Genomic DNA, 18,743 nt, shown 5'->3' with positions numbered 1-18,743 from the left:
ATAGCTGGATATATGTAGACCATTCTCCTAAAAGATTAGGTTTTTTTAGTTTGTTACATCTGATTGACAAAACTCTTTTCTACAGACTATTCCTGATGTGTGCCCATTTGACACTTTGATGGCACCATAACAAGGATGATGTAGGAGGGGACATGGACGCTAACACTCTCTTGCTCTCAGGATTGCTGGCTTTGTTGGTTACCAGCACAGGGGCAATGGCCAAGGACGATATCGTCGCCGTGCAGCTGGGAACACCGGCCGAAAATGAAAAGCAGGACATATTTACCGCAGATATCAAGTATCACCATATGTTTTGGCAATGGGGTGAGTCAGGTTGCCAGTTTGGTCTGGGGGCTCGTGGCGGCATCTTGGATGTCGGGGGGGAGGTAGGCGCTAGGTTGGGAGCGGGGGCTCGGGCCGAGTGCCAGATGAGCAGTTGGGTGGTTTGGATGCCATTTGAGTTGCTTTGGTTGAGTCCGTATGAGTACGGGCACCGGGGGAATGGCTTCAAGGACTACGGTGGCCCATTCCAGCTGTCGACGGGCTTGGGGTTGGGCTATCTCTTCGATGCCCACTGGATGATTGGTTATCAGTACGAACACATGTCCAATGGGAAAATGTACGATCACAATCCCTCGCTGGACAGCCACACCCTGCATATCGAATATCGATTTTAGATAGTTGTGGGATTTGCAATCGGGCCCCTGAATAGCAGGGGCTTTTGCTATCCCCATCGCGAGACCGCAGGTGCCGGCGTGGCATGGTTCACGCCAGACGTTGTGTCGATGCACGCCAGATCTGGCGTTATCTTCCCAGATATTCCCGATCGAAGAAGGTGTTGACCCAGTGAGGCCGGTAGACCGCGAGCAGGGTCATGGCCATGCCGTTGAGCAGAGCCTCGGGGAAGAGCAGCAGTGGCCAGATGGAGAGATAGTCGGCGCCTATCACCTGCCAGCTATAGCGCGCATCCAGCCCCATCCACAGGGCGCTGGCGATCATCTTGACCGTGATGCTGAGGGCGCCGCCGAGGAAGGCGGCCACGAACAGGTAGACGAACAGGTGGCGGGGCAGCCAGGCCCAGCTCGCTAGAAACAGCAACCAGCTGGTAGCGACCGGCAGGCCTATGCCAATCAGTGCCTGCCAGCCCAGATCGGCCAGATCGGTGATGCCAAAGTAGCCGAGGATCAGCAGGGTGAGGCAGGGGGCGAGCAGGGCGAGGCGCCAACCCAGCAGCAGGGTCAGGCTGGTGAGGCCGAGAAAATGGATCTCCAGCCCCTCATGCAGGCCTGCTCGCAGGGTCCAGAGCGGCACCAGGGCGATGGCACCGCCCAGGCAGAGGTGTTGATAGAGGGGGTGGTCATGCAGGGTGCGCAGCAGGGAGCCCCGCAGGCTGAAGATGAGCAGCACCAGCCAGAGCAGGAGGGCGGCGACTTGTCCTTCAGTCATGGCATCTTCCTTGGCATCGAATCCTCAGCGGATGAACGAAAGACGAGCGTATCGACAGGATGGCCCGGGTGAAGAAAAGGGCTGCCCCTTCCGAGTCAGCCCTTTGTCATCAGTATTTGACGTTGGGGTGGTACTTGCCGAGGATGCCCTGGACTCTGTCCATGGTCTCCTTGCTGGGGGGGCTGATCCCGGTCAGATCATAGTGATCACCCAGCACGTCCCACTTGTGTTTGCCGAGTTCATGGTAGGGCAGCAGCTCTACCTTCTCGACACAGTCCCCCAGCTTGGCGATGAACTGGCCGAGGCCTTCGGCGCTCTCGTCATCGTCGGACCAGCTGGGTACCACCACGTAGCGGATCCACATGTTCTGGCCCCTTGCCGCCAGATAGCGGGCAAACTCCAGGGTGTATTTGTTGCTGACGTGGGTGAGCGGGATGTGCTTGTCGTCGTTGATCTGCTTGATATCGAGCAGCACCAGATCGGTGTTGTCGAGTACCCGATCGAGCAGCTCGTCGTAATGGCGTACGAAGCCGTTGGTATCGAGGCAGGTGTGGATCCCCTGTGCCTTGCAGGCGGCAAACAGCTCGGCGATGAACTCTTGCTGCAGCATGGCTTCCCCACCGGAGGCCGTGACGCCGCCGCCGGAGGCATTCATGAAGTGGCGATAGCTGGTGAGATCGCTCATCAACTCGGGCACAGTGACCTCGCGGCCGCCCTGAGTGTCCCAGGTATCCCGGTTATGGCAATACTTGCAGCGCATCAGGCAGCCCTGCATGAACACGATAAATCGGATGCCGGGGCCGTCGACCGTGCCGCAGGTCTCAACGGAATGGATCCGGCCAATAACATCGGTACTGCTGGCATCGCTGGCGGCAGGGCTCCGGTGCGTGCTTCCGCAACTCTCGGCAGAGCCGCTGGTTTCAACGGCAGGGATCCGGTTTATGACTGACATAGACGACTCCAATGATTCGAGCAGGCCGTTATTTTATTACATAAAGCCCTATAAATCCTACATGTTTAGCCCGGGGATGGGGCCCCCAGCAACCGTTCGAGCGCCTTGACCGTGAGCGGGCGACTGGTCAGGAAGCCTTGGTAGTGCTGGCAGCCCAGCTGCTTGAGCACCTTGAGCTGCTCCTCATCTTCCACCCCTTCGGCGGTCACCGTAAAGCGAAATACCTGGGCGAGATCCAGGATCGCCTTGACGATGGCCCTGTCCTGTTCGCTGTGGACCAGCGTCTGGATGAAGCTTCTATCCAGTTTGACCTCATCTGCCGGCAAATCGCGTAAATAAGCGAGGGATGAGTAGCCGGTACCGAAGTCATCGATGGAGATCAGGAGGCCGAGAGCCTTGAGCTGGCGGATCTTGGCGATGCTCTCCAGCCGGTTTTCCAGCACCACTGACTCGGTCACCTCCAGCAGCAGGCGGGAGGGAGGCACCCCGGTATCACGCAGAATGTACTCCACCTGCTGCACGAAACCGGCGGTGTGGAACTGGCGGGCGCTGACGTTGACCGACAGATGGGGGATGACCAGACCCTGGTTGAGCCAGAAACTGTACTGGGCACAGGCGGTCTTCATCACCCAGTAGCCTATCTCCTGGATGAGACTGGTCTCCTCGGCGATGGGGATGAACTCACCGGGGGGTACCATGGTACCGTCGCTCTTCTGCCAGCGCAGCAGGGCCTCTGCGCCGGAGAGCGCGCCGTTGTCGACCCGGTACTGGGGCTGATAGTGCAACTCCAGCTCGTTGTTGCGCAGGGCGTCGCGCAACTGGTTGTTCAGGGAGAGCTTGTTCTTCTCTTTCTCGGCCATGGCCTCGCTGAAGAAGACATAGCTGCCCTGGCCAGAGCGCTTGGCCATGTGGGAGGCGGTATCGGCCTGCTGCATCAGGACCATATGATCCCGGTCTTCGTCACAGAAGAGGCTGATCCCCACCGAGGCGCTGCAGTGCAGCTTGTTATCGTCGATATCGAACGGGTTGCGGAACATCCCCATCAACTCGCGGGCGAAGTGCTCCGCCAGGATCTTGGCGGTGACATAGCCCTGGCCCAGGGCCGTGAACAGCAGCGCGAACTCGTCGCCAGAGGTGCGGGCCAGCACCAGATTCTCCTGTGGCAGGGACTTGAGCCGCTCCACCACGGCCCGCAGCAGCAGATCGCCGCAGGCGTGGCCGAGGGAGTCGTTGATCGACTTGAAGTTGTCGAGATCCAGCAGCAGCAGGGCGCCCCATTGTCCGCTCGGGGCGAGCAGGGTGCGCTGCAGGATGTCGTTCAGGCTGCGCCGGTTGTAGAGGCCGGACAGATCATCGTAATAGGCGAGCTGCTCTATGTGGCGGGCCGCCTCTTTTTCCTCGGTGATGTCGTAGAAGCTGCAGACGAAATGGGAGATACCGCCGGCCCCATCCTTGACCACGCTCACCATGAGCCGCACCGGGAAGAGGTGGCCGCTCTTGTGCAGGCACTGCTCCTCGCCCAGCCAGAACTCCTGCCTGAGCACAGCCGAGATGACCTCGTCCCTCAGGCTGTCGCCATAGTAGGTGGGTCGCAGCGACTCGAAGTGAAGGCCGATCATCTCATCGTCCCGAAAGCCGGTGATGCGGGTGAAGGAGGCATTGACCTTGAGGATGATGCCGTTGTCATCCATCACCAGCAAGCCATCGTGGGTATTGAAGGCCACCTCCGCCAGGCGCAGGGCATCGTCACTGGCGAGGCGCTGCAGCTCGATGGCCGCGCGTTCACGCTGGCTGTTGAGGGCATCGAGCAGGGGCATGGGGTCGGCAAGGGGGGCGTCGAGCAACAGGGTGAGCTGGCCAAGGGGAGAGGCCGAGCCTATGGCCAGGGGGATGCCGACGTAAGCCTTGGCCTCGGTCTTCAGCAGGCGGGTCGCCTGCGGGTAGCGCAGGGGCAGGTCTTCCACATAGAGCGCCTGGCCATGGAGGAACAGATCCTGACCCGGCCCCAGGTTGATATTGACCGGTCTGCGGGAGACGAAGGCGCCATCCTTGTGCACGCAGTGTGGGATCAGCCAAAGCTCCTGCCCCCTCGGCTGGTATTCACCGAGCCAGCCGATGCGGGCCCCGCTGCTGGCCATGGCCCAGCCGATCAGGGCGCGGCAATAGTCGTGGCCGGTCTTGCTGGCCAGCTCGGCGGGCAGCGACAGGGAAGGCTCAGGCTCGGCCTGTGCCGGTTGCCAGTGGCCCAGCAGCTGGGCGCAGTGGCGTACCAGTTGCAGCACCTCCTCACCGAGCTGGGTCGTCTCGGCATATTCGAGGCTGAGTACCCCGATGAGTTTCTCCTGCTCCAGCAGGGCGCCATCCAGGCGGGAGCTGACCTGGGTATCGGCCAGGTAATAGTGCTGGCTCAGCATGGGCTGATGGGCCGCCTCCGAGAAACTCAAGGCGCCGCGGGTGCGCAGGGCCCGGATATAGCGGCTATCCCCGCGGATGGCACCGAGAGAATCAACCCCCAGGCTGAACACCGGGCTCAGTTGCTCGCTGCCGAGCGGGCCGTTGGCCTGGTAGTGCCAGAGGATCAGCCGATCGGCGCCAAGGCATTCTTTGAGGCTCTCCAGCATGGCCGCATATTGCTGCTGGCTGGCCATCTGGCTCAACCGTGGCAACTGCAACGCCAGATTGGCGGCACTCTCATGGCGCTGGGTCTGCAGGCAGATGAGCCAGAAGGCGTCCTGTTCGTGAGAGAGCGAGATGTGCCACTGCTGATCGGCGAAGCGCACCAGCAACTTGCCACCCTGGCCGCTGGCGAGCCGTTGCTCTACGGGCAGGCGCAGGGCATCCGGCAACTGGCTTGGCCAGGCGCTCCTGGGCTCATCCAGCCAGTGGAGCGGGGTCTGCATCACATCGGTCAGGGCGACCAGCCGTTGGCTGCGGGTGTCCAGGCGAAAAAACAGCGGTGCCTGGCTGGCAGAGGGGAGGTGACTGAGCGCGGTAGACGACATGAACTGGCACTATCCTGTTGAACAACTGTCGGATGGCAAGAATACTGCAAAACCGGCCCAAACGAAATTTCACGCCATCAGAAACCCGCCCCCTCGTGTTCGCCCAATCTGATGAAGGATTAAAGGTTTCCAATGGAAGCCCATTTCCGGCATTAGCCCCTTAGTGCCCTCTCCACCCTGCTGGTACGGGAGATCAAGCGTAAGGGCTCCGCCACCGCGACCGAACAGATCGCCGCGAGCTGAGGTTAGGGGCACGGGCGAGCGGTCGGCCCCAAGCCACCTGAAATGAGAGAGGGGAGCCATTGGCTCCCCTCTTTTTTATGTTTTCGAACGCCCGGCGAGAGGCGCTATTCGTGGCACTACTGGCCGAGTTGCTTGCGAATGTGATGCTGCAGGACCGCCAGCATGCTGGCGCCGGACAGGCCGATCATCAGGGCGCCGTTGACCGCCTCCAGCGGGCCAAGCAGCTTCCACTGTGCGCTCATGACGATGTCGCCATAGCCCAGGGTGGCAAAGTTGACCCCGGAGTGATAGATGGCCTCCTGCAGGGTGGCAAACTCCCCCAGCCACAGGAACAGGGCGCCCCAGAGCGTGATCTGCAGCAGGTTGCCCGTCAGCACTATGATGATGATGCCAAACAGGGCCAACACCCCGGCCAGCACCCCTTCCCGTTCATGGAAGTGATTGATGTAGAAGCGAATACCGCCGACGGACACCGCGGATTGCAGCAGCATATTGGCCAGGATAACGGGGATGCCGACCAGTAAAATGGATAACATATCACTCTCCTATCTGTGTTTCTGCCGCCGGTCGGCCAACGGGCCACCAGCGCTCCAGGGTCACGATGCACAACCAGCCATAACCGGCCACCAGCAGATACAGGCCGCACCGCATCGCGGCCGCCAGCCAGACGTCTTTGCCGGTCGCACTGTCTTCGATGGCCGGACCAAACAGGATCAGCGCCGTGATCCAGGCATTGCTCCAGAACGAGGGCGGGAAGCGACCCGGCACCAACCGCACCAGGCGCCTGGCCAGCCAGAGGGTCATCAGGCCCAGCATCAACACCAGCATCAGCAGGGAGGGCCAGATGCTGAGCCCCATCCAGAGCACAAAGGCCAGCAGGGCACCCATCAGGGTCGACAGCACCAGCTCCTTGCCCGCGTGTTTGGCATTGATTGAGGTGCTCTGCTGCGCCAGTGCCACCGTCTTCATCACGGCGGGAATGTAGAAGGCCGGGTTGCCGAGTGCCAGCAGCCAGACCGGCAGCACTATCACCACGGCTCGCATCGCCAGCCGGGTCGGCTGCTCGGGGCGAGAGGGGGCCTTGCCCGCGGCGGCGGCCGTGGGCTGGGGAGGGAACAGCGCATGGCTCAGCAGATTGACCAGGGTGCCGATCAGGATCCCCACCCCCATCATCTGAGCGATGGAGATGGCCAGCGTCTGCTCGATGAGGCCCGCCACCGGGATCACGGTGATGGCCATGATGAGCAGCATGGCGGAGGCTCCCTTGCCGGCCATCGACTGTTGCATCAGCAGATAGAGCAGCAGGGTAATGAGCAGCACGGCCGCCAGGGCATAGTGGGTCAGCAGGGGGACCAGCAAGACGCCACCGACCATGATGGCCAGCAGCATGATCCCCCCGACCAGCCCCTTGCGCAGGGCGAGCGGTTCCCCCGGGCGGCACAGCACCACCCAGGCCATGATGCAGCCAAGGTGTGGCATGGGCAGGGCCAGCCCATAGCAGATCAGGGTGGCGAGCGCGATGCCAACACCAATCCTGAGTACCGCACGATCTCCGTTATGCATAGGGCTCATCAGTACAGGAAGGAGCAGAGGCTCATCAGGCGAATGTAGAGGGCGCCCAACAGGTTCATCAGCCCGCCCTCATCCGCATAGACCAGCACGTCGGCCTGACCGCCGACCCGCAGCGCGGCAACCGGTGGCAGATCGTCTTCGGTGAAGGCGACCTTGACCGGGAAGCGTTGGGCCTGGCGCAGCCAGTCACGGTTGTTGTCCACCGTCGGCAGCGACCCCGCCGGCTGACTCTGACCATCACCCACCCCGTAGCCGATGCTGCGCACCTTGCCCTTGAAGATACGGCCGGGCAGGCTGTCGAGCAGGATGGCGACCTCATCGTCAGGCTGAATGTTGGCCAGGTTGTTCTCGGTCAGATCGGCGGAGATCCAGACGTCGTGGATGGCGATCAGGGTCATGGCCGGTGCGCCGGCGCCGATGAACTGGCCGACGTCGGTACTCAGGTCAGTGATGAGGCCGCTACCGGGCGCCACCACCAGGGTATTCTTCCGATCCAGCTCCGCCTTGTGCACCGCCGAGCGGGCGCTGAGCAACTGGGAGTTGTTCTCACCGTTCACCCCTGCGGCCTCGATGGCGCGGCGCACATCGGCCTCGGCCGCGGCCACCTGGCTCTTGGCCGTCTCGCGGGTGGCCTGGGCGACCTCGAGCCGGCGGACCGAGATGGCACCCGGATCTTCCCGATAGAGGCGCTCCTGGCGATCGGCATCCTTGGCCGCATTGTCATAGGCGGCGCGCATGGCCTGCAGGCTTGCCTCTGCAGCCTTGATGCCTTCACCGCTCGCCTTGACGCTGCTGAGCACCGTCTGGTAGTCGGAGCGCGCCTTGGCGAGGGCGATGTCGTAGGGTTCGGGATCGATCTCGAACAGGGAGGCCCCTGCCGACACGTCCTGATTGTCCTTCACATAGACCTGGCGGATCTGGCCCGATACCTCGGCGGCGACGGGGACCACGAAGGCCTGCACCCTGGCCTGGGAGCTGTAGGGCGTCAACCGATCGGCCAGCAGATACCAGATCAACAGGAGGACGATCAGCCCAAGCAGCCCCAGGGTGGAGCGGCGGCTGGCCTGGCCGGGGGAAGCGGAACTGTCAGTCATTCTATTTTACCTTCTGAGCCGTGGGCTGGGGCTGAGTTGCATCGAGCAGGGGCGCCCAATCTGAGTTGGTCCTGAACTGGGCATCGACTTCTGGCGTCACCAGGGGACGCTGTCGCCCCTGTTCCCATCCGCCACCCAGTGCCTTGTAGAGAGTGATGAGATCGCGCATCCGGGCGCCGCGGCTGTTGACCAGCCGTTCCTGCTGGTTGAACAGGGCGCGCTGGGAATCGAGTACCCGCTGGAAGTCGGCCATCCCTTCGCGGTACTGGGTGTTGGCGATATCCAGAGAGCGGCGAGCCGCCGCGCCGGTTTGGCCCAACAGCTCGATCTCATCCTGGCCGTTGGCATAGGCCACGGCGGAGTCGTCCACCTCGCGGGCCGCCCGGAACACGGTGTCGCGGTAGCGTTCGTGCAGTTGCTGGAAGCGGGCATCTTGCACCAGCACCTGATTGCTGAGGCGGCCGCGATCCAGCAGATCCCAGCTGATGGCGGGGCCGGCAGCCCAGGAGAAAGTCTCGCTGCCACCGCCGGTGGCGCTCACCCCCAGGGTGCCGAGCAGGGTGATGGAGGGATAGAGCTCGGTCTCGGCCACCCCGATCAGCGCCGACTGGGCGGCCAGCTGCCGCTCCGCCACCCGCACATCGGGACGGCGGCGCAGCAGATCGGCAGGCATCTCGGCGACCAGCGCGAGCTCGCCCTGCGGGATCACGCCGGTGCCGGGGAGCATCTCGGGGAGCGGACCTGGCACCCTGGCGAGCAGGGTGCTCAGGGCATTCTGGCTCTGGCGCAGGCTGGTTTCGAGTTGTGGAATGCTGGAGAGGGTCCCCAGGTATTGGGTCTTGGCCTGCTGCACGTCCAGCTCGGCGTTGTTGCCGCTCTTGAACAGCCGCTCGGTGATCTCCAGGCTACGTTGCTGGATACGGGCGTTCTCGTGGGCGATCTCAAGGCGGGCCTCCACTGTCCGTATGCTCACATAGAGCTGGGCCACCTGGGCGATCATCAGGACCTGGATGTCATCGTACTGCGCCAGGGTGGCGAAGTAGTTGGCATCCGCCGCTTCCACCCCACGCTGGAACTTGCCCCAAAAATCGAGCTCCCAACCCAGGTTGAAGGCGGCGCCATAGCTGCTTCCTGAAGTGCTGTGGCCGTTGCGTGTCTGGCCGGCTTGCAGCCATTCCCCGCTGGCGACCGTGGCTTGAGGACCGAGCAGGCTCTCGGCGATGCCGAGCTGGGCCTGGGCCTCGAGGATGCGCAGGCCGGCGATCCGCACATCCGGATTCTTGACCAGGGCCTCCTCGACCAGAGCGCTCAGCACGGGATCATTTAACTGGGTCCACCACTGGCGATAGTCAGCGGCGCGGGGGGAATCCTTGAACTGGCTCTCGCTGGCGCTTTGCCAGCCCGCCATCTCCTTGACCTGGGGGGGCTGATAGTCCGGGCCGAGCACGGTACAGGCGCTCAGCAACAGACATGCCCCCCCTGTGAGCAGGGGGCGCATAAGGTAACGATCGGGGATCATGCGTTTATTTATCCGCAGCCACTTTATCCGCCGCAGCCGGACCTTCGTTGACCCAGGCCATGAAGATACGATAACCGATGGAGAGCAGGGTGGCACCGATAAACATCCCGAGGATGCCACTGGTTGCCATGCCGCCAAGAGCACCCAGCAGCACTACCGGCATGGGGGCATCGACCCCACGGCCAAGCAGCAACGGCTTGAGCACGTTGTCCGCCATGCCTGCGATGACCAGCAGAACGGAGTAGATGATGTTGGCCACGGTACCGTTATCCCCGGTCGCCCACATGTAGGCGATGGCCGGACCCGTTATCAGAATGACAGGCACCTGGGCGATGCCCAGGATGAGGGCGAGGATGAAGAAGATGCCGACGCCCGGGATCCCTGCCAGTGACATGACGATGCCCGCCAGCAGCGCCTGGATGAAGGCCACCCCGATGACGCCCTGAGCCACGGCCCTGATGGTGCTGGTGCAGAGCTTGGTCAGCGCCAGCCCCTTGCGTTCATCTGTGATGCGCATGGCGATGCGATCGGCACTGACTGCGCCCGGAGCACCCCAGGCCATCATGATGCCGGCCACGATGAAGGAGGCGACAAAGCCCAGCAAGCCACCACCCATGCTGGCCAGCATGCCCACCACCTGCTTGGCGAGATCGCCTAACTGCGGGCGGTAGCTGTTGATCAGGCTGGGCAGATCCATCGAGGCTTTCAGCCACATGGCGTGCACTTTTCCACCCACCAGCGGGATCTCGGCGATGCTGGCGGAAGGTGCCGGGATCACCAGGGTGTTGTTGTTCACCTTGTCGACCAGGGTGCTGACGCTGTCACCCAGGGAGCTGAGCATGGCGACGGTCGGGGCGACGATCAGCAATACTCCCAGCAGGACCAGCAGGGTCGCTGCCTTGCCCTGTTTCCCGCCCAGCCGCGTGGCAAAACGCTGGTGGAGCGGATAGAGGGTGACCGCCAGAATGAGGGCCCACAACATCATGTTCATGAAGGGGGAGAATACGGTAAAGCAGAAAGAGCCCAATGCCAGGATAAGACCGAACTTGATGAACATATCCAGGAATCTGGCAACCAACCTTTTTTCGACTACGGACAGATCGTTATTTTCCATTGTGGTGTTATCCCAATCAGTAATGAGTGCACAACCATCCGTGACCAGCACTAAGTCCAGGCCTGCGGATAACTGCAGTCGCAATAAAATAAGCTAGAAAGTATTTCAATATGGAGATGAGTGTTTTGTAGAGTCTCGTCACCTGTTTTCATCCATGGAACAGATAAGTCTCACTGCAGGGTGGGGTCAAGATAACATCATAATTATTAAGTGTTTACCCCACCTCGCGCTGTGCATCTCTTCTCTTCTCTGGGCTCGACCCGTAGTCGAGCGCAGAGAATAAAGAGTAGCCAAAATCGGCACAAGCGATCTATAGCTCCCAGTTTAGCTTGGGTTCAGAAAACTGGTGGACATCATTAACTATAAAATAGTTATCTAACAAGGAGATTCGTATGGGTTATGTGTAAATTTCGCTTGTTTAAAAGCAACATGGGGTGATGCTTACTGTTATCGGTGCGGATCACCCCGAAATGGGTTTTGTGTTACCCGGTCCGGATCCCTTATTCTATTGGCCATTATGCCGTGAATGCGGCAACCCAATCCGGGACCAAACCTATGCACCTCTCCGATTCCAACCTCGTTTCCCGCTTCTTGCATCTGTCGCGCCCCTGGCCTGCGCTCTTGCTGGCGGTATTGGTCCTGGCAGGCTGTGGCCCTGACAAGCCCGAGCCCACCGCTCAGGCGCCCGCAGCGCGGCAGGAGGAGGGCACCCCGACCGAGATCAGCCAGGCCAATGCCCGCCAGTACCGGGATGCACCGGCGCTGGCGCTGGTCTTCTCCGGTCCGCTGGCGCCGAGATCGAGCTGGCAAGCCTGGCTCGGGGTGACCGAGGGGGGCAAGCAGGTGCAGGGGGACTGGATCCTGGCCGAGGATGGTCGCACCCTCTACTTCCCGCAGGTTCAGCCCAACAAGAGTTATGAGGTGACCCTCAAGGCGGGCCTGGGCCCTGCGCCCCAGAGCTGGACCCTCAAGACCCGGCCGCTGGAGGCCGGTGCCTCCTTCGCCGCCAGCGGCATGGTGCTGCCGCTGCGCCAGGAGCTGCGCCTGCCCATCAACGGGGTCAACGTGGATGAGGTCAACATCGACTTCTTCCGGATAGACGCCGACTATCTGCCGCGTTTTCTCGCCGAATACAGGCCCGGTGCCGGTATGGGCAACTGGGAGCTGGAGCAGATCACGGCCCGTGCCAAGCGGGTGTTCAGCGGCCGCTACGCCCTTGAGCTGGATCCCAACCGCCGCGAGACTCGCCTCATCAACGTGAAGGAGCCGCAGCTGGCCGAGGCCGGGGTCTATTTTGCGGTGATGTCGCCCCTCGGTGACTACCGCTGGCGCAAGGAGACCACCTACTTCGCGGTGAGCGACATGGGGCTCAGTGCCCGCCGCTACCCGGATCAGCTGGAAGTCTTCGTGAGCTCCCTCGCCAGCGCCGCCCCGCTCAAGGATGTGCAGCTCTCCCTGCTCGATGAGAAGGGCAACCGGCTGCAGGTGCAAAGCTCGGACACCCAGGGCCATCGCCGCTTCGAACAGGTGCAGGGCGCGCGTCTGCTGCTGGCGGAGCAGGGCAGCCATCTGGCGGTGCTACGTCTCGACGGCGCCGCCCTCGATCTCTCCTCCTTCGATCTGGGCACCCAGCCCTGGCAGGCCCAGCAACTCTATCTGTTCAGCGGCCGGGATCTCTATCGTCCCGGCGAGCGGCTCGACAGCGAGATCCTGCTCAAGGGGCAGGATGGCCAGTTGCTGCCGGGCATGGCGGTGGAGCTGGAGGTGAAACAGCCGGACGGTCAGCTGCTCGAGCAGAAGCGGCTGCTGCCGGACCATCTTGGCGCCGCCCATTACGGCCTGCGGTTGCCGGAGGATGCGCCGCTCGGGCGCTGGAACATCACCCTGAAGACCGCCGCCGGCAGCCGCTTCGAGTGGCCCTTCCTGGTGGAGGAGTTCCTGCCGGAGCGGCTCAAGCTGCAGCTCGGCCGCGGACCGGACGGGGAGCTGCTGACCCAAGAAGCGGCACTGACGCTGCCATTGCAGGGGGATTACCTCTACGGCGCTCCCGCCAGCGGCACCAAGGCCAAGGCGGAGGTGAAGATAGGTCGTGCCCAGATGCCGTTCACCCAGTGGCAGGGCTTCACCCTGGGGGATGTGCTGCTGAGCGAGCAGATCAGGGAGCTGGAACCCGTCAGCCTGACTCTCGACGAGAGGGGGCAGGGGCAGGTCGCCCTGGGGGATCAGCTGGAGAGCGTAGCCGCGCTGGGGCCGCTCGAGGTCGCGTATCGGGTGTCCCTGTCCGAGCCGGGTGGCCGTGCGGTCAATCGTGGCCGCACCCAGTATGGTTGGCCCGAGGGGAGCCAGTGGCCGGCCCTCAAGGCGGACTTCGTGGCAGACAGGGTGGAGGGGGGCGCGCCGCTGCCCTTCCAGATCCTCAACCTCGATGAGCAGGGCCAGCCGGTGGCCGGTGAGGTGAAGGTGCGCCTCATCAACGAGTATCGGGACTATTACTGGCACTACGCGGGTGGGGAGGGGTGGAAGTATGAGTTCAACAGCCAGCCCTATCTGGAGCAGGAGCAGAGCCTGCAACTGGATGGCAAGGAGCCGACCAGGCTCAGCCTGCCACTGGCCGCTGGCTGGTATCGGCTCGAGGTGGAAAACAGCCAGGGCCATCAATCCAGCCTGAGGGTAGAGATCGGCAGCTACACCTGGGGCGGTGGGGGCGAGCAGGCGCGGCCTGACAAGATTGCCATCAGCCTCGACAAGCGGGCCTATCAGGCCGGCGACAAGGCCAGGGTAACCCTGGTCGCTCCCCGTCCCGGCAAGGGGCTGCTGCTGGTGGAGGATGGCGACGGCCTGCGCTGGTGGCAGCGCATCGAGTTGAAGGAGGGGCGCGGCGAGTTCGAGATCCCCGTCAGCCCCGACTGGCAACGTCACGACCTGCATATCTCGGCGCAGATCGCCGCCCCCGACAGCGAGTCGGTGCCAATGAGCCAGAAAAGCGTGCAGAGTCTGCGATCTGTCGGTCTGGTTCCTCTGGTGCTGGATAGAGAGTCCCGTCGCCTGCAGCTCACCCTGAGTGCGCCGGACAAGGCGGTGCCGCTCACCCGGTTCGAGGTGGCGGTGGCCTCGACGCCGAACAGCCAGGGTCGGGTGGTGCTGGCGGCGGTGGATCGGGGGGTGCTCAACATCAGCGATTACAAGCCCCTCGATCCGTTCGAGATCTTCTTCGGGCGCAAGCGCTTCGCCCAGGATCTGTTCGATAACTACGGTCAGGTGATCCCGCCTCAGGATGGCAAGCTGGCTCGCCTCAGCTACGGTGGCGATGCGCCGGCCCTCAAGAAAGGCGGGGCGCTGGAGAGCCGGGTCGAGATCGCCGCGCTCTGGAGTGGCGAGGTGAGCTTCGATGAGGCGGGCAAGGCGAGCATCCCGCTGGATCTGCCGAACTTCAACGGTGAGCTGGCGCTGATGGCGCTGGCCTGGAACGAGCAGCAGGTCGGCCAGGCGGAGCGCGCCGTCAAGGTGGTGGCCCCCCTGGTGGCCGAGATAGGCTGGCCGCGCTTCGGTGCCAGGGGGGATGAGACCCGTGCCCTGGTGCAGCTGCGCAACATGAGCGGTGCGGATCAGAGCCTGTCGCTGGCCTGGACCCTGAGTGGTGGCTTGCAGGCGGGCGGCGAATTGCCCGAGACCCTCAACCTCAAGAATGGCGAGGAGCGCTGGCTGACGCTGCCGCTCACCGTGACCGGGGCGAGCGGGGTGGCCCGCCTGCAGCTGGCCGCCAGCGGCAAGGATTTTGCCGTGAGCCGCGACTGGTCGCTGCCACTGCGCTCCCCCTGGCCGGCGCAGACGCGCCAGCGCTACCAGATGCTGGTGCCGGCGCAGCAGATGAGTTTTGCCCAGACTGAGCTGGCGGGGCTGGATCCCGCCAATCTGCAAGGGCTGCTGAGTCTCTCCGGTACCCCGCCCTGGGATCCGGCGGCCCAGTGGCAGGCGCTGGCGCAATACCCCTATGCCTGCCTGGAGCAGACCCTGTCGCGTGCCTGGCCCTATCAGCTCAGCACCGCCGCCGAGCGGGAGGCCTGGTCACAGAATCTGCCCAAGACAGAGAAACCGCTGAGCGAAGCCGAGGTGCAGCGGGCCCTGCTGCAGCGTCTGCAACGGCTGCAACTGCCGAGTGGCGGCTTCGGCCTGTGGGATGGTCGCTCCGATGAGGAGCAGTGGCTCACCGCCTATGCCGCCGACTACCTGTTGACCCGCAAGGAGGCCGGCGAGGCCGTGCCGGAGGCCATGCTCAATCAGGCGCTGGGTCGCCTGCAGAGCTACCTCACCGACAGCCAGTATGGCGAGCGCTGGAGCAGAGCCCCCGAGCACAGCCGCCTGGCCTATCAGGCCTACAGCGCCTTCGTGCTGGCGCGGGTGGGCAAGGCACCGCTCTCCACCCTGCGCCTCATCTGGGAGCAGCAGGCGGATCACGCCCGCTCCGGCCTGCCGCTGCTGCACCTCTCCCTGGCCCTGTCGGCCATGGGGGATGAGCAGAGCGCCGCCAAGGCGTTGACCCAGGCGCTCGGCGTCGAGCGCGGGGATGACTATCTGGGGGATTACGGCTCGCCGCTGCGGGACGAGGCCCTCGAACTCGCTCTGCTGCGCCAGCACCGGCTGGCCGCCGAGCGCTGGCCCGAGCTGAGCGCCAGGCTGGCGGAGGTGCTGGCCCATCGTCAGTGGCTCAGCACCCAGGAGCGGCTCGCCCTGCTGCGGCTGGCGCAGGCCGATCCCGCCACCGACTGGCAGGCCAAATTGGGCTCGGCCACCGGTGGGCAACCCCTGGCCGGCCGGGCCAGCGCGCAGCTAGGGGCGCCCGAGGCGCTGGGGGTGACCAGTGTCACCAACGAGGGCAAGGGCTCCCTCTATGTGCAGCGTACCCTGATCGGCTACCCGGAGCAGGCGCCCGAGCGTATCAGCCAGGGGATGAGCGTGACCCGCAGCTGGTTCAATGCCGAGGGTCAGCGCTTCGATCCCGCCAAGGTCAGGGTCGGCGATCTGGTGGTGGTGCGACTCAACGTGGCGAGCGAGCAGGCGGTGCCCGACGCCCTGCTGGTGGAGATGCTGCCGGCGGGGTTCGAGCTGGAAAATCCGGCCCTTGGCAACAGCATCAAGCTGGAGGAGCTCAGCATCGAAGGCAAACCGGCCTGGCAGAGCGAGTGGAACGACTACCTCAAGCATCAGGAGTACAGAGACGATCGCTACACGGCGGCGCTGGATCTGAGCGAGGGAAGCAACCAGCAGCTGGTCTACCTGATGCGGGCGGTGACGCCGGGCCGTTATCGGGTGCCGCCGACCCAGGTGGAGGACATGTACCGCCCCGAACTGCGCGCGGTGGGACAGGATATCCACGAGGTGATCATCTCTGAATAAGGCCCCATCGCCGGACGCGAGCCGTCCGGCCAACCAGCGGGGTCTGGCGCTCGTCCGCAAGGGGTGGCGTGCCTGGTCACGCTGGCCCCGTTGGCTGCGGATCACCGGCGGCGGCCTGTGCGGTCTGCTGCTGCTGTTGGCGACGCTGGATCGCCTCTTCCCGCCGCCACCGCTGGATCCCGCCTATGCGCGGGTGGTGCTCGACATGCAGGGGCGCCCGCTGCGAGCCTTCGCCGACACCAGCGGGGTGTGGCGCTACCCGGTGACCCTGGCGCAGGTTTCCCCCCGCTATATAGAGGCGCTGCTCGGCTACGAGGATCGCCACTTCTGGCAACATCCCGGGGTCAATCCGGTCGCCATGGTGCGCGGGGTCTGGCAGTGGCTGCGCTATGGGCGGGCGGTCTCCGGCGGCTCGACCCTCACCATGCAGGTGGCCCGGCTGATCGAGCCCTATCACCGCAGCGTGCCGGGCAAGCTGCGCCAGATGGCGCGGGCGCTGCAGCTGGAGTGGCACTATGACAAGCGCACCCTGCTCACCGTCTACCTCAACCGGGCCCCCTTCGGTGGCAATCTGGAGGGGGTGCAGGCGGCCAGCTTCGCCTATCTGGGCAAGAGCGCGGCCAAACTCAGCCATGCCGAGGCCGCCCTGCTGGCGGTGTTGCCCCAGGCGCCGAGCCGTTACCGCCCGGATCGCCACCCCGAGCGGGCGCGCGCCGCCCGCGACAAGGTGATGCTGCGGCTGGTCACGCAGGGGGCCTGGCCCGAGAACGTCTGGACTCAGGGGCGCATCGAGCCCGTGCTGGCGCGGGGCCATTTCACCCCCATGGAGGCGCCGCTGTTTGCCCGCCTCGCCGCCAGCAGCCAACCGGGCGCCCTGGTGCACACCACCATAGACGGGGATCTGCAACGCTGGCTGGAGGCTCGGGTGGAGAGTTATATCCGCCGCTTCCCGGAGCAGACCTCGGCGGCGCTCTTGCTGGTGGACAACAGGACCATGGCGGTGCGCGCCTACGTGGGCAGCGCCGAGTACGGCAACCTGCGGCGCCACGGCTACCTCGACATGGTGCAGGCGATCCGCTCCCCCGGCTCCACCCTCAAGCCGTTCATCTATGGGCTGGCGCTGGATGCCGGGCTGGTGCACGGGGGCTCACTGCTCTCCGATGCGCCGCGCCTCGGCTCTGACTACAGGCCCGCCAACTTCAGCGGCGCCTTCCAGGGGCCGGTCACCCTGACCCAGGCGTTGCAGCAATCCCTCAACGTGCCGGCGGTGCAGGTGCTGGAGGCGCTGGGCCCCGACACCCTGGTCAACCGGCTGGACAACGCCGGCGTGCGGCTGGCGCTCTCCGACAAACCCAATCCCGCCATCGCGCTGGGGGCGGCGGGCATCCGGCTGGAGCAGCTGGTGGCGCTCTACAGTGCCCTCAGCCGGCAGGGGCAGGTGGCGATGCCGGTCTGGCAGGCGGGCCAGCAGGCCATCTCGCGCCCCCTGCTGAGCCCGGGTGCCGCCTGGATCATCTGGCAGATCCTGAGCGCCCAGGGGCGGGCGGATCAGCCCTTCGCCAGCGAGGCGACCGGCCGGGTCAACCGACTGGCCTGGAAGACCGGCACCAGCTACGGCTATCGCGACAGCTGGGCGCTGGGGGTGTCCGGTCGCTGGACCCTAGGCGTCTGGCTGGGGCGTCCCGATGGCACCCCCTTGCCCGGCTTCTACGGCCAGAGTGCGGCCATACCGCTGCTGCTCTCTGTCTATTCACGGCTCGGGGATAACAGCCCCTTGCCGGTGCAACCCAATACCGTCAGCGAGGCCAACATCTGCTGGCCACTGGGGCGCAGTGAGCGCGCCACCCTGCCGGAGGCCTGCCTGCAGCATCAGCGCGCCTGGCTGCTGGAGGAGCGGGATCCCCCCACCTTGCCCGATCCCATGGATTGGCCGTCGCCGCTGCGCAAGGTCGCGCTGACGGCGGAGGGCAAACCGACCCTGGCCCGCTGCGGCAATGCCAGTGACTCGGCCTGGCGGGCGCTCTGGCCCCTGTCGCTGGAGCCCTGGCGGGATCCTGCCGAGCGGCGCGGGGCCCTGCTCGCCGGTGGCTGCGCCGGGGAGGCGCGGGAGGCGGACCTGCAGGCGCCGATTCGCATAGTGGCCCTGGGGGAGGGCAACCTCATCCGCAGTCAGCGCTATCGTCTGCAGCCCAGGGTGCTGGGGGGGATCGGCAAGCCGCACTGGTTCCTCAACGGCCAACGGCTGCGCTGGGACGGTGATCAGGTGTTGAGCGAGGTGGGTCGTTACCAGCTGGTGGTGGTGGACGAGGCGGGCAATAGCGATCGTATCGAGTTTCGACTGGAGAATCCCTCCTGAGCAGGAGGGACTTTCGCTGGACTTGGCCCGACCCGGTCGAGTGAGGGTATA

11 protein-coding genes are annotated in these 18,743 nt (G+C 64.3%); 3 read left to right on the top strand and 8 right to left on the bottom strand.

Annotated elements, in window-relative coordinates; all coding sequences use genetic code 11:
* The first annotated feature begins 152 nt into the window (after nucleotides 1-152).
* Nucleotides 153-677: an acyloxyacyl hydrolase gene (locus KW825_RS02065; protein WP_218290308.1), complete on the top strand. Its 525-nt coding sequence runs from the start codon at nucleotides 153-155 to the stop codon at nucleotides 675-677.
* Nucleotides 678-804: 127 nt separating this feature from the next.
* Here the strand turns inward: KW825_RS02065 and KW825_RS02060 are convergent, their stop codons facing one another.
* From KW825_RS02060 to KW825_RS02025, 8 genes are all read right to left on the bottom strand, one after another.
* Complete coding sequence (locus KW825_RS02060) at nucleotides 805-1,446, bottom strand: energy-coupling factor ABC transporter permease (RefSeq protein ID WP_218328041.1); 642 nt, start codon at nucleotides 1,444-1,446, stop codon at nucleotides 805-807.
* Between the two features lie 109 nt (nucleotides 1,447-1,555).
* Nucleotides 1,556-2,398 (bottom strand): pyruvate formate lyase 1-activating protein, encoded by an 843-nt coding sequence (gene pflA, locus KW825_RS02055; protein ID WP_218328040.1) that lies wholly within the window; start codon nucleotides 2,396-2,398, stop codon nucleotides 1,556-1,558.
* Nucleotides 2,399-2,463: 65 nt separating this feature from the next.
* Entirely contained in the window at nucleotides 2,464-5,400 is a 2,937-nt protein-coding gene (locus tag KW825_RS02050) for a GGDEF and EAL domain-containing protein (RefSeq protein ID WP_218328039.1), read from the bottom strand.
* A gap of 359 nt (nucleotides 5,401-5,759) precedes the next feature.
* The gene (locus tag KW825_RS02045) at nucleotides 5,760-6,179 is read right to left on the bottom strand and encodes an ion channel (RefSeq protein WP_042651500.1); all 420 of its coding nucleotides are present in this window, start codon (nucleotides 6,177-6,179) and stop codon (nucleotides 5,760-5,762) included.
* 1 nt (nucleotide 6,180) lies between these two features.
* A complete protein-coding gene (locus KW825_RS02040) occupies nucleotides 6,181-7,206 on the bottom strand; it encodes a DUF2955 domain-containing protein (RefSeq protein WP_218328038.1) in 1,026 nt (341 codons plus the stop codon).
* Between the two features lie 8 nt (nucleotides 7,207-7,214).
* Nucleotides 7,215-8,309: an HlyD family secretion protein gene (locus KW825_RS02035; RefSeq protein ID WP_042651502.1), complete on the bottom strand. Its 1,095-nt coding sequence runs from the start codon at nucleotides 8,307-8,309 to the stop codon at nucleotides 7,215-7,217.
* Nucleotide 8,310: 1 nt separating this feature from the next.
* Nucleotides 8,311-9,774: an efflux transporter outer membrane subunit gene (locus KW825_RS02030; RefSeq protein WP_232018918.1), complete on the bottom strand. Its 1,464-nt coding sequence runs from the start codon at nucleotides 9,772-9,774 to the stop codon at nucleotides 8,311-8,313.
* Nucleotides 9,775-9,832: 58 nt separating this feature from the next.
* Nucleotides 9,833-10,942, bottom strand: a complete 1,110-nt coding sequence (locus KW825_RS02025) for an AI-2E family transporter (RefSeq protein ID WP_042651504.1) — start codon at nucleotides 10,940-10,942, stop codon at nucleotides 9,833-9,835.
* A 555-nt stretch (nucleotides 10,943-11,497) separates the two neighbouring features.
* On the opposite strand from KW825_RS02025, the gene KW825_RS02020 reads away from it, so the two are divergent.
* Together KW825_RS02020 and pbpC are read left to right on the top strand one after the other, a co-directional pair.
* Nucleotides 11,498-16,336, top strand: a complete 4,839-nt coding sequence (locus tag KW825_RS02020) for an alpha-2-macroglobulin (protein WP_218328037.1) — start codon at nucleotides 11,498-11,500, stop codon at nucleotides 16,334-16,336.
* A 43-nt stretch (nucleotides 16,337-16,379) separates the two neighbouring features.
* A complete protein-coding gene (pbpC, locus tag KW825_RS02015; protein ID WP_256353748.1) occupies nucleotides 16,380-18,692 on the top strand; it encodes a penicillin-binding protein 1C in 2,313 nt (770 codons plus the stop codon).
* Nucleotides 18,693-18,743: the final 51 nt, after the last annotated feature.

Origin of the sequence: Aeromonas sp. sif2433 (genome assembly GCF_019218705.1) — a bacterium.
GTDB classification, from domain to species: Bacteria; Pseudomonadota; Gammaproteobacteria; order Enterobacterales; family Aeromonadaceae; genus Aeromonas; species Aeromonas encheleia.
Note: the sequence above shows the minus strand (reverse complement) of the source record. Positions and strands in the feature narration are given on the sequence as shown.

Bases quoted from the DNA above. Each gene is read 5' to 3' on its own strand.
- KW825_RS02065 (WP_218290308.1), top strand. From the start codon at position 153: ATGGACGCTAACACTCTCTTGCTCTCAGGATTGCTGGCTTTGTTGGTT.
- KW825_RS02060 (WP_218328041.1), bottom strand. From the start codon at position 1,446: ATGACTGAAGGACAAGTCGCCGCCCTCCTGCTCTGGCTGGTGCTGCTC.
- pflA (WP_218328040.1), bottom strand. From the start codon at position 2,398: ATGTCAGTCATAAACCGGATCCCTGCCGTTGAAACCAGCGGCTCTGCC.
- KW825_RS02050 (WP_218328039.1), bottom strand. From the start codon at position 5,400: ATGTCGTCTACCGCGCTCAGTCACCTCCCCTCTGCCAGCCAGGCACCG.
- KW825_RS02045 (WP_042651500.1), bottom strand. From the start codon at position 6,179: ATGTTATCCATTTTACTGGTCGGCATCCCCGTTATCCTGGCCAATATG.
- KW825_RS02040 (WP_218328038.1), bottom strand. From the start codon at position 7,206: ATGCATAACGGAGATCGTGCGGTACTCAGGATTGGTGTTGGCATCGCG.
- KW825_RS02035 (WP_042651502.1), bottom strand. From the start codon at position 8,309: ATGACTGACAGTTCCGCTTCCCCCGGCCAGGCCAGCCGCCGCTCCACC.
- KW825_RS02025 (WP_042651504.1), bottom strand. From the start codon at position 10,942: ATGGAAAATAACGATCTGTCCGTAGTCGAAAAAAGGTTGGTTGCCAGA.
- KW825_RS02020 (WP_218328037.1), top strand. From the start codon at position 11,498: ATGCACCTCTCCGATTCCAACCTCGTTTCCCGCTTCTTGCATCTGTCG.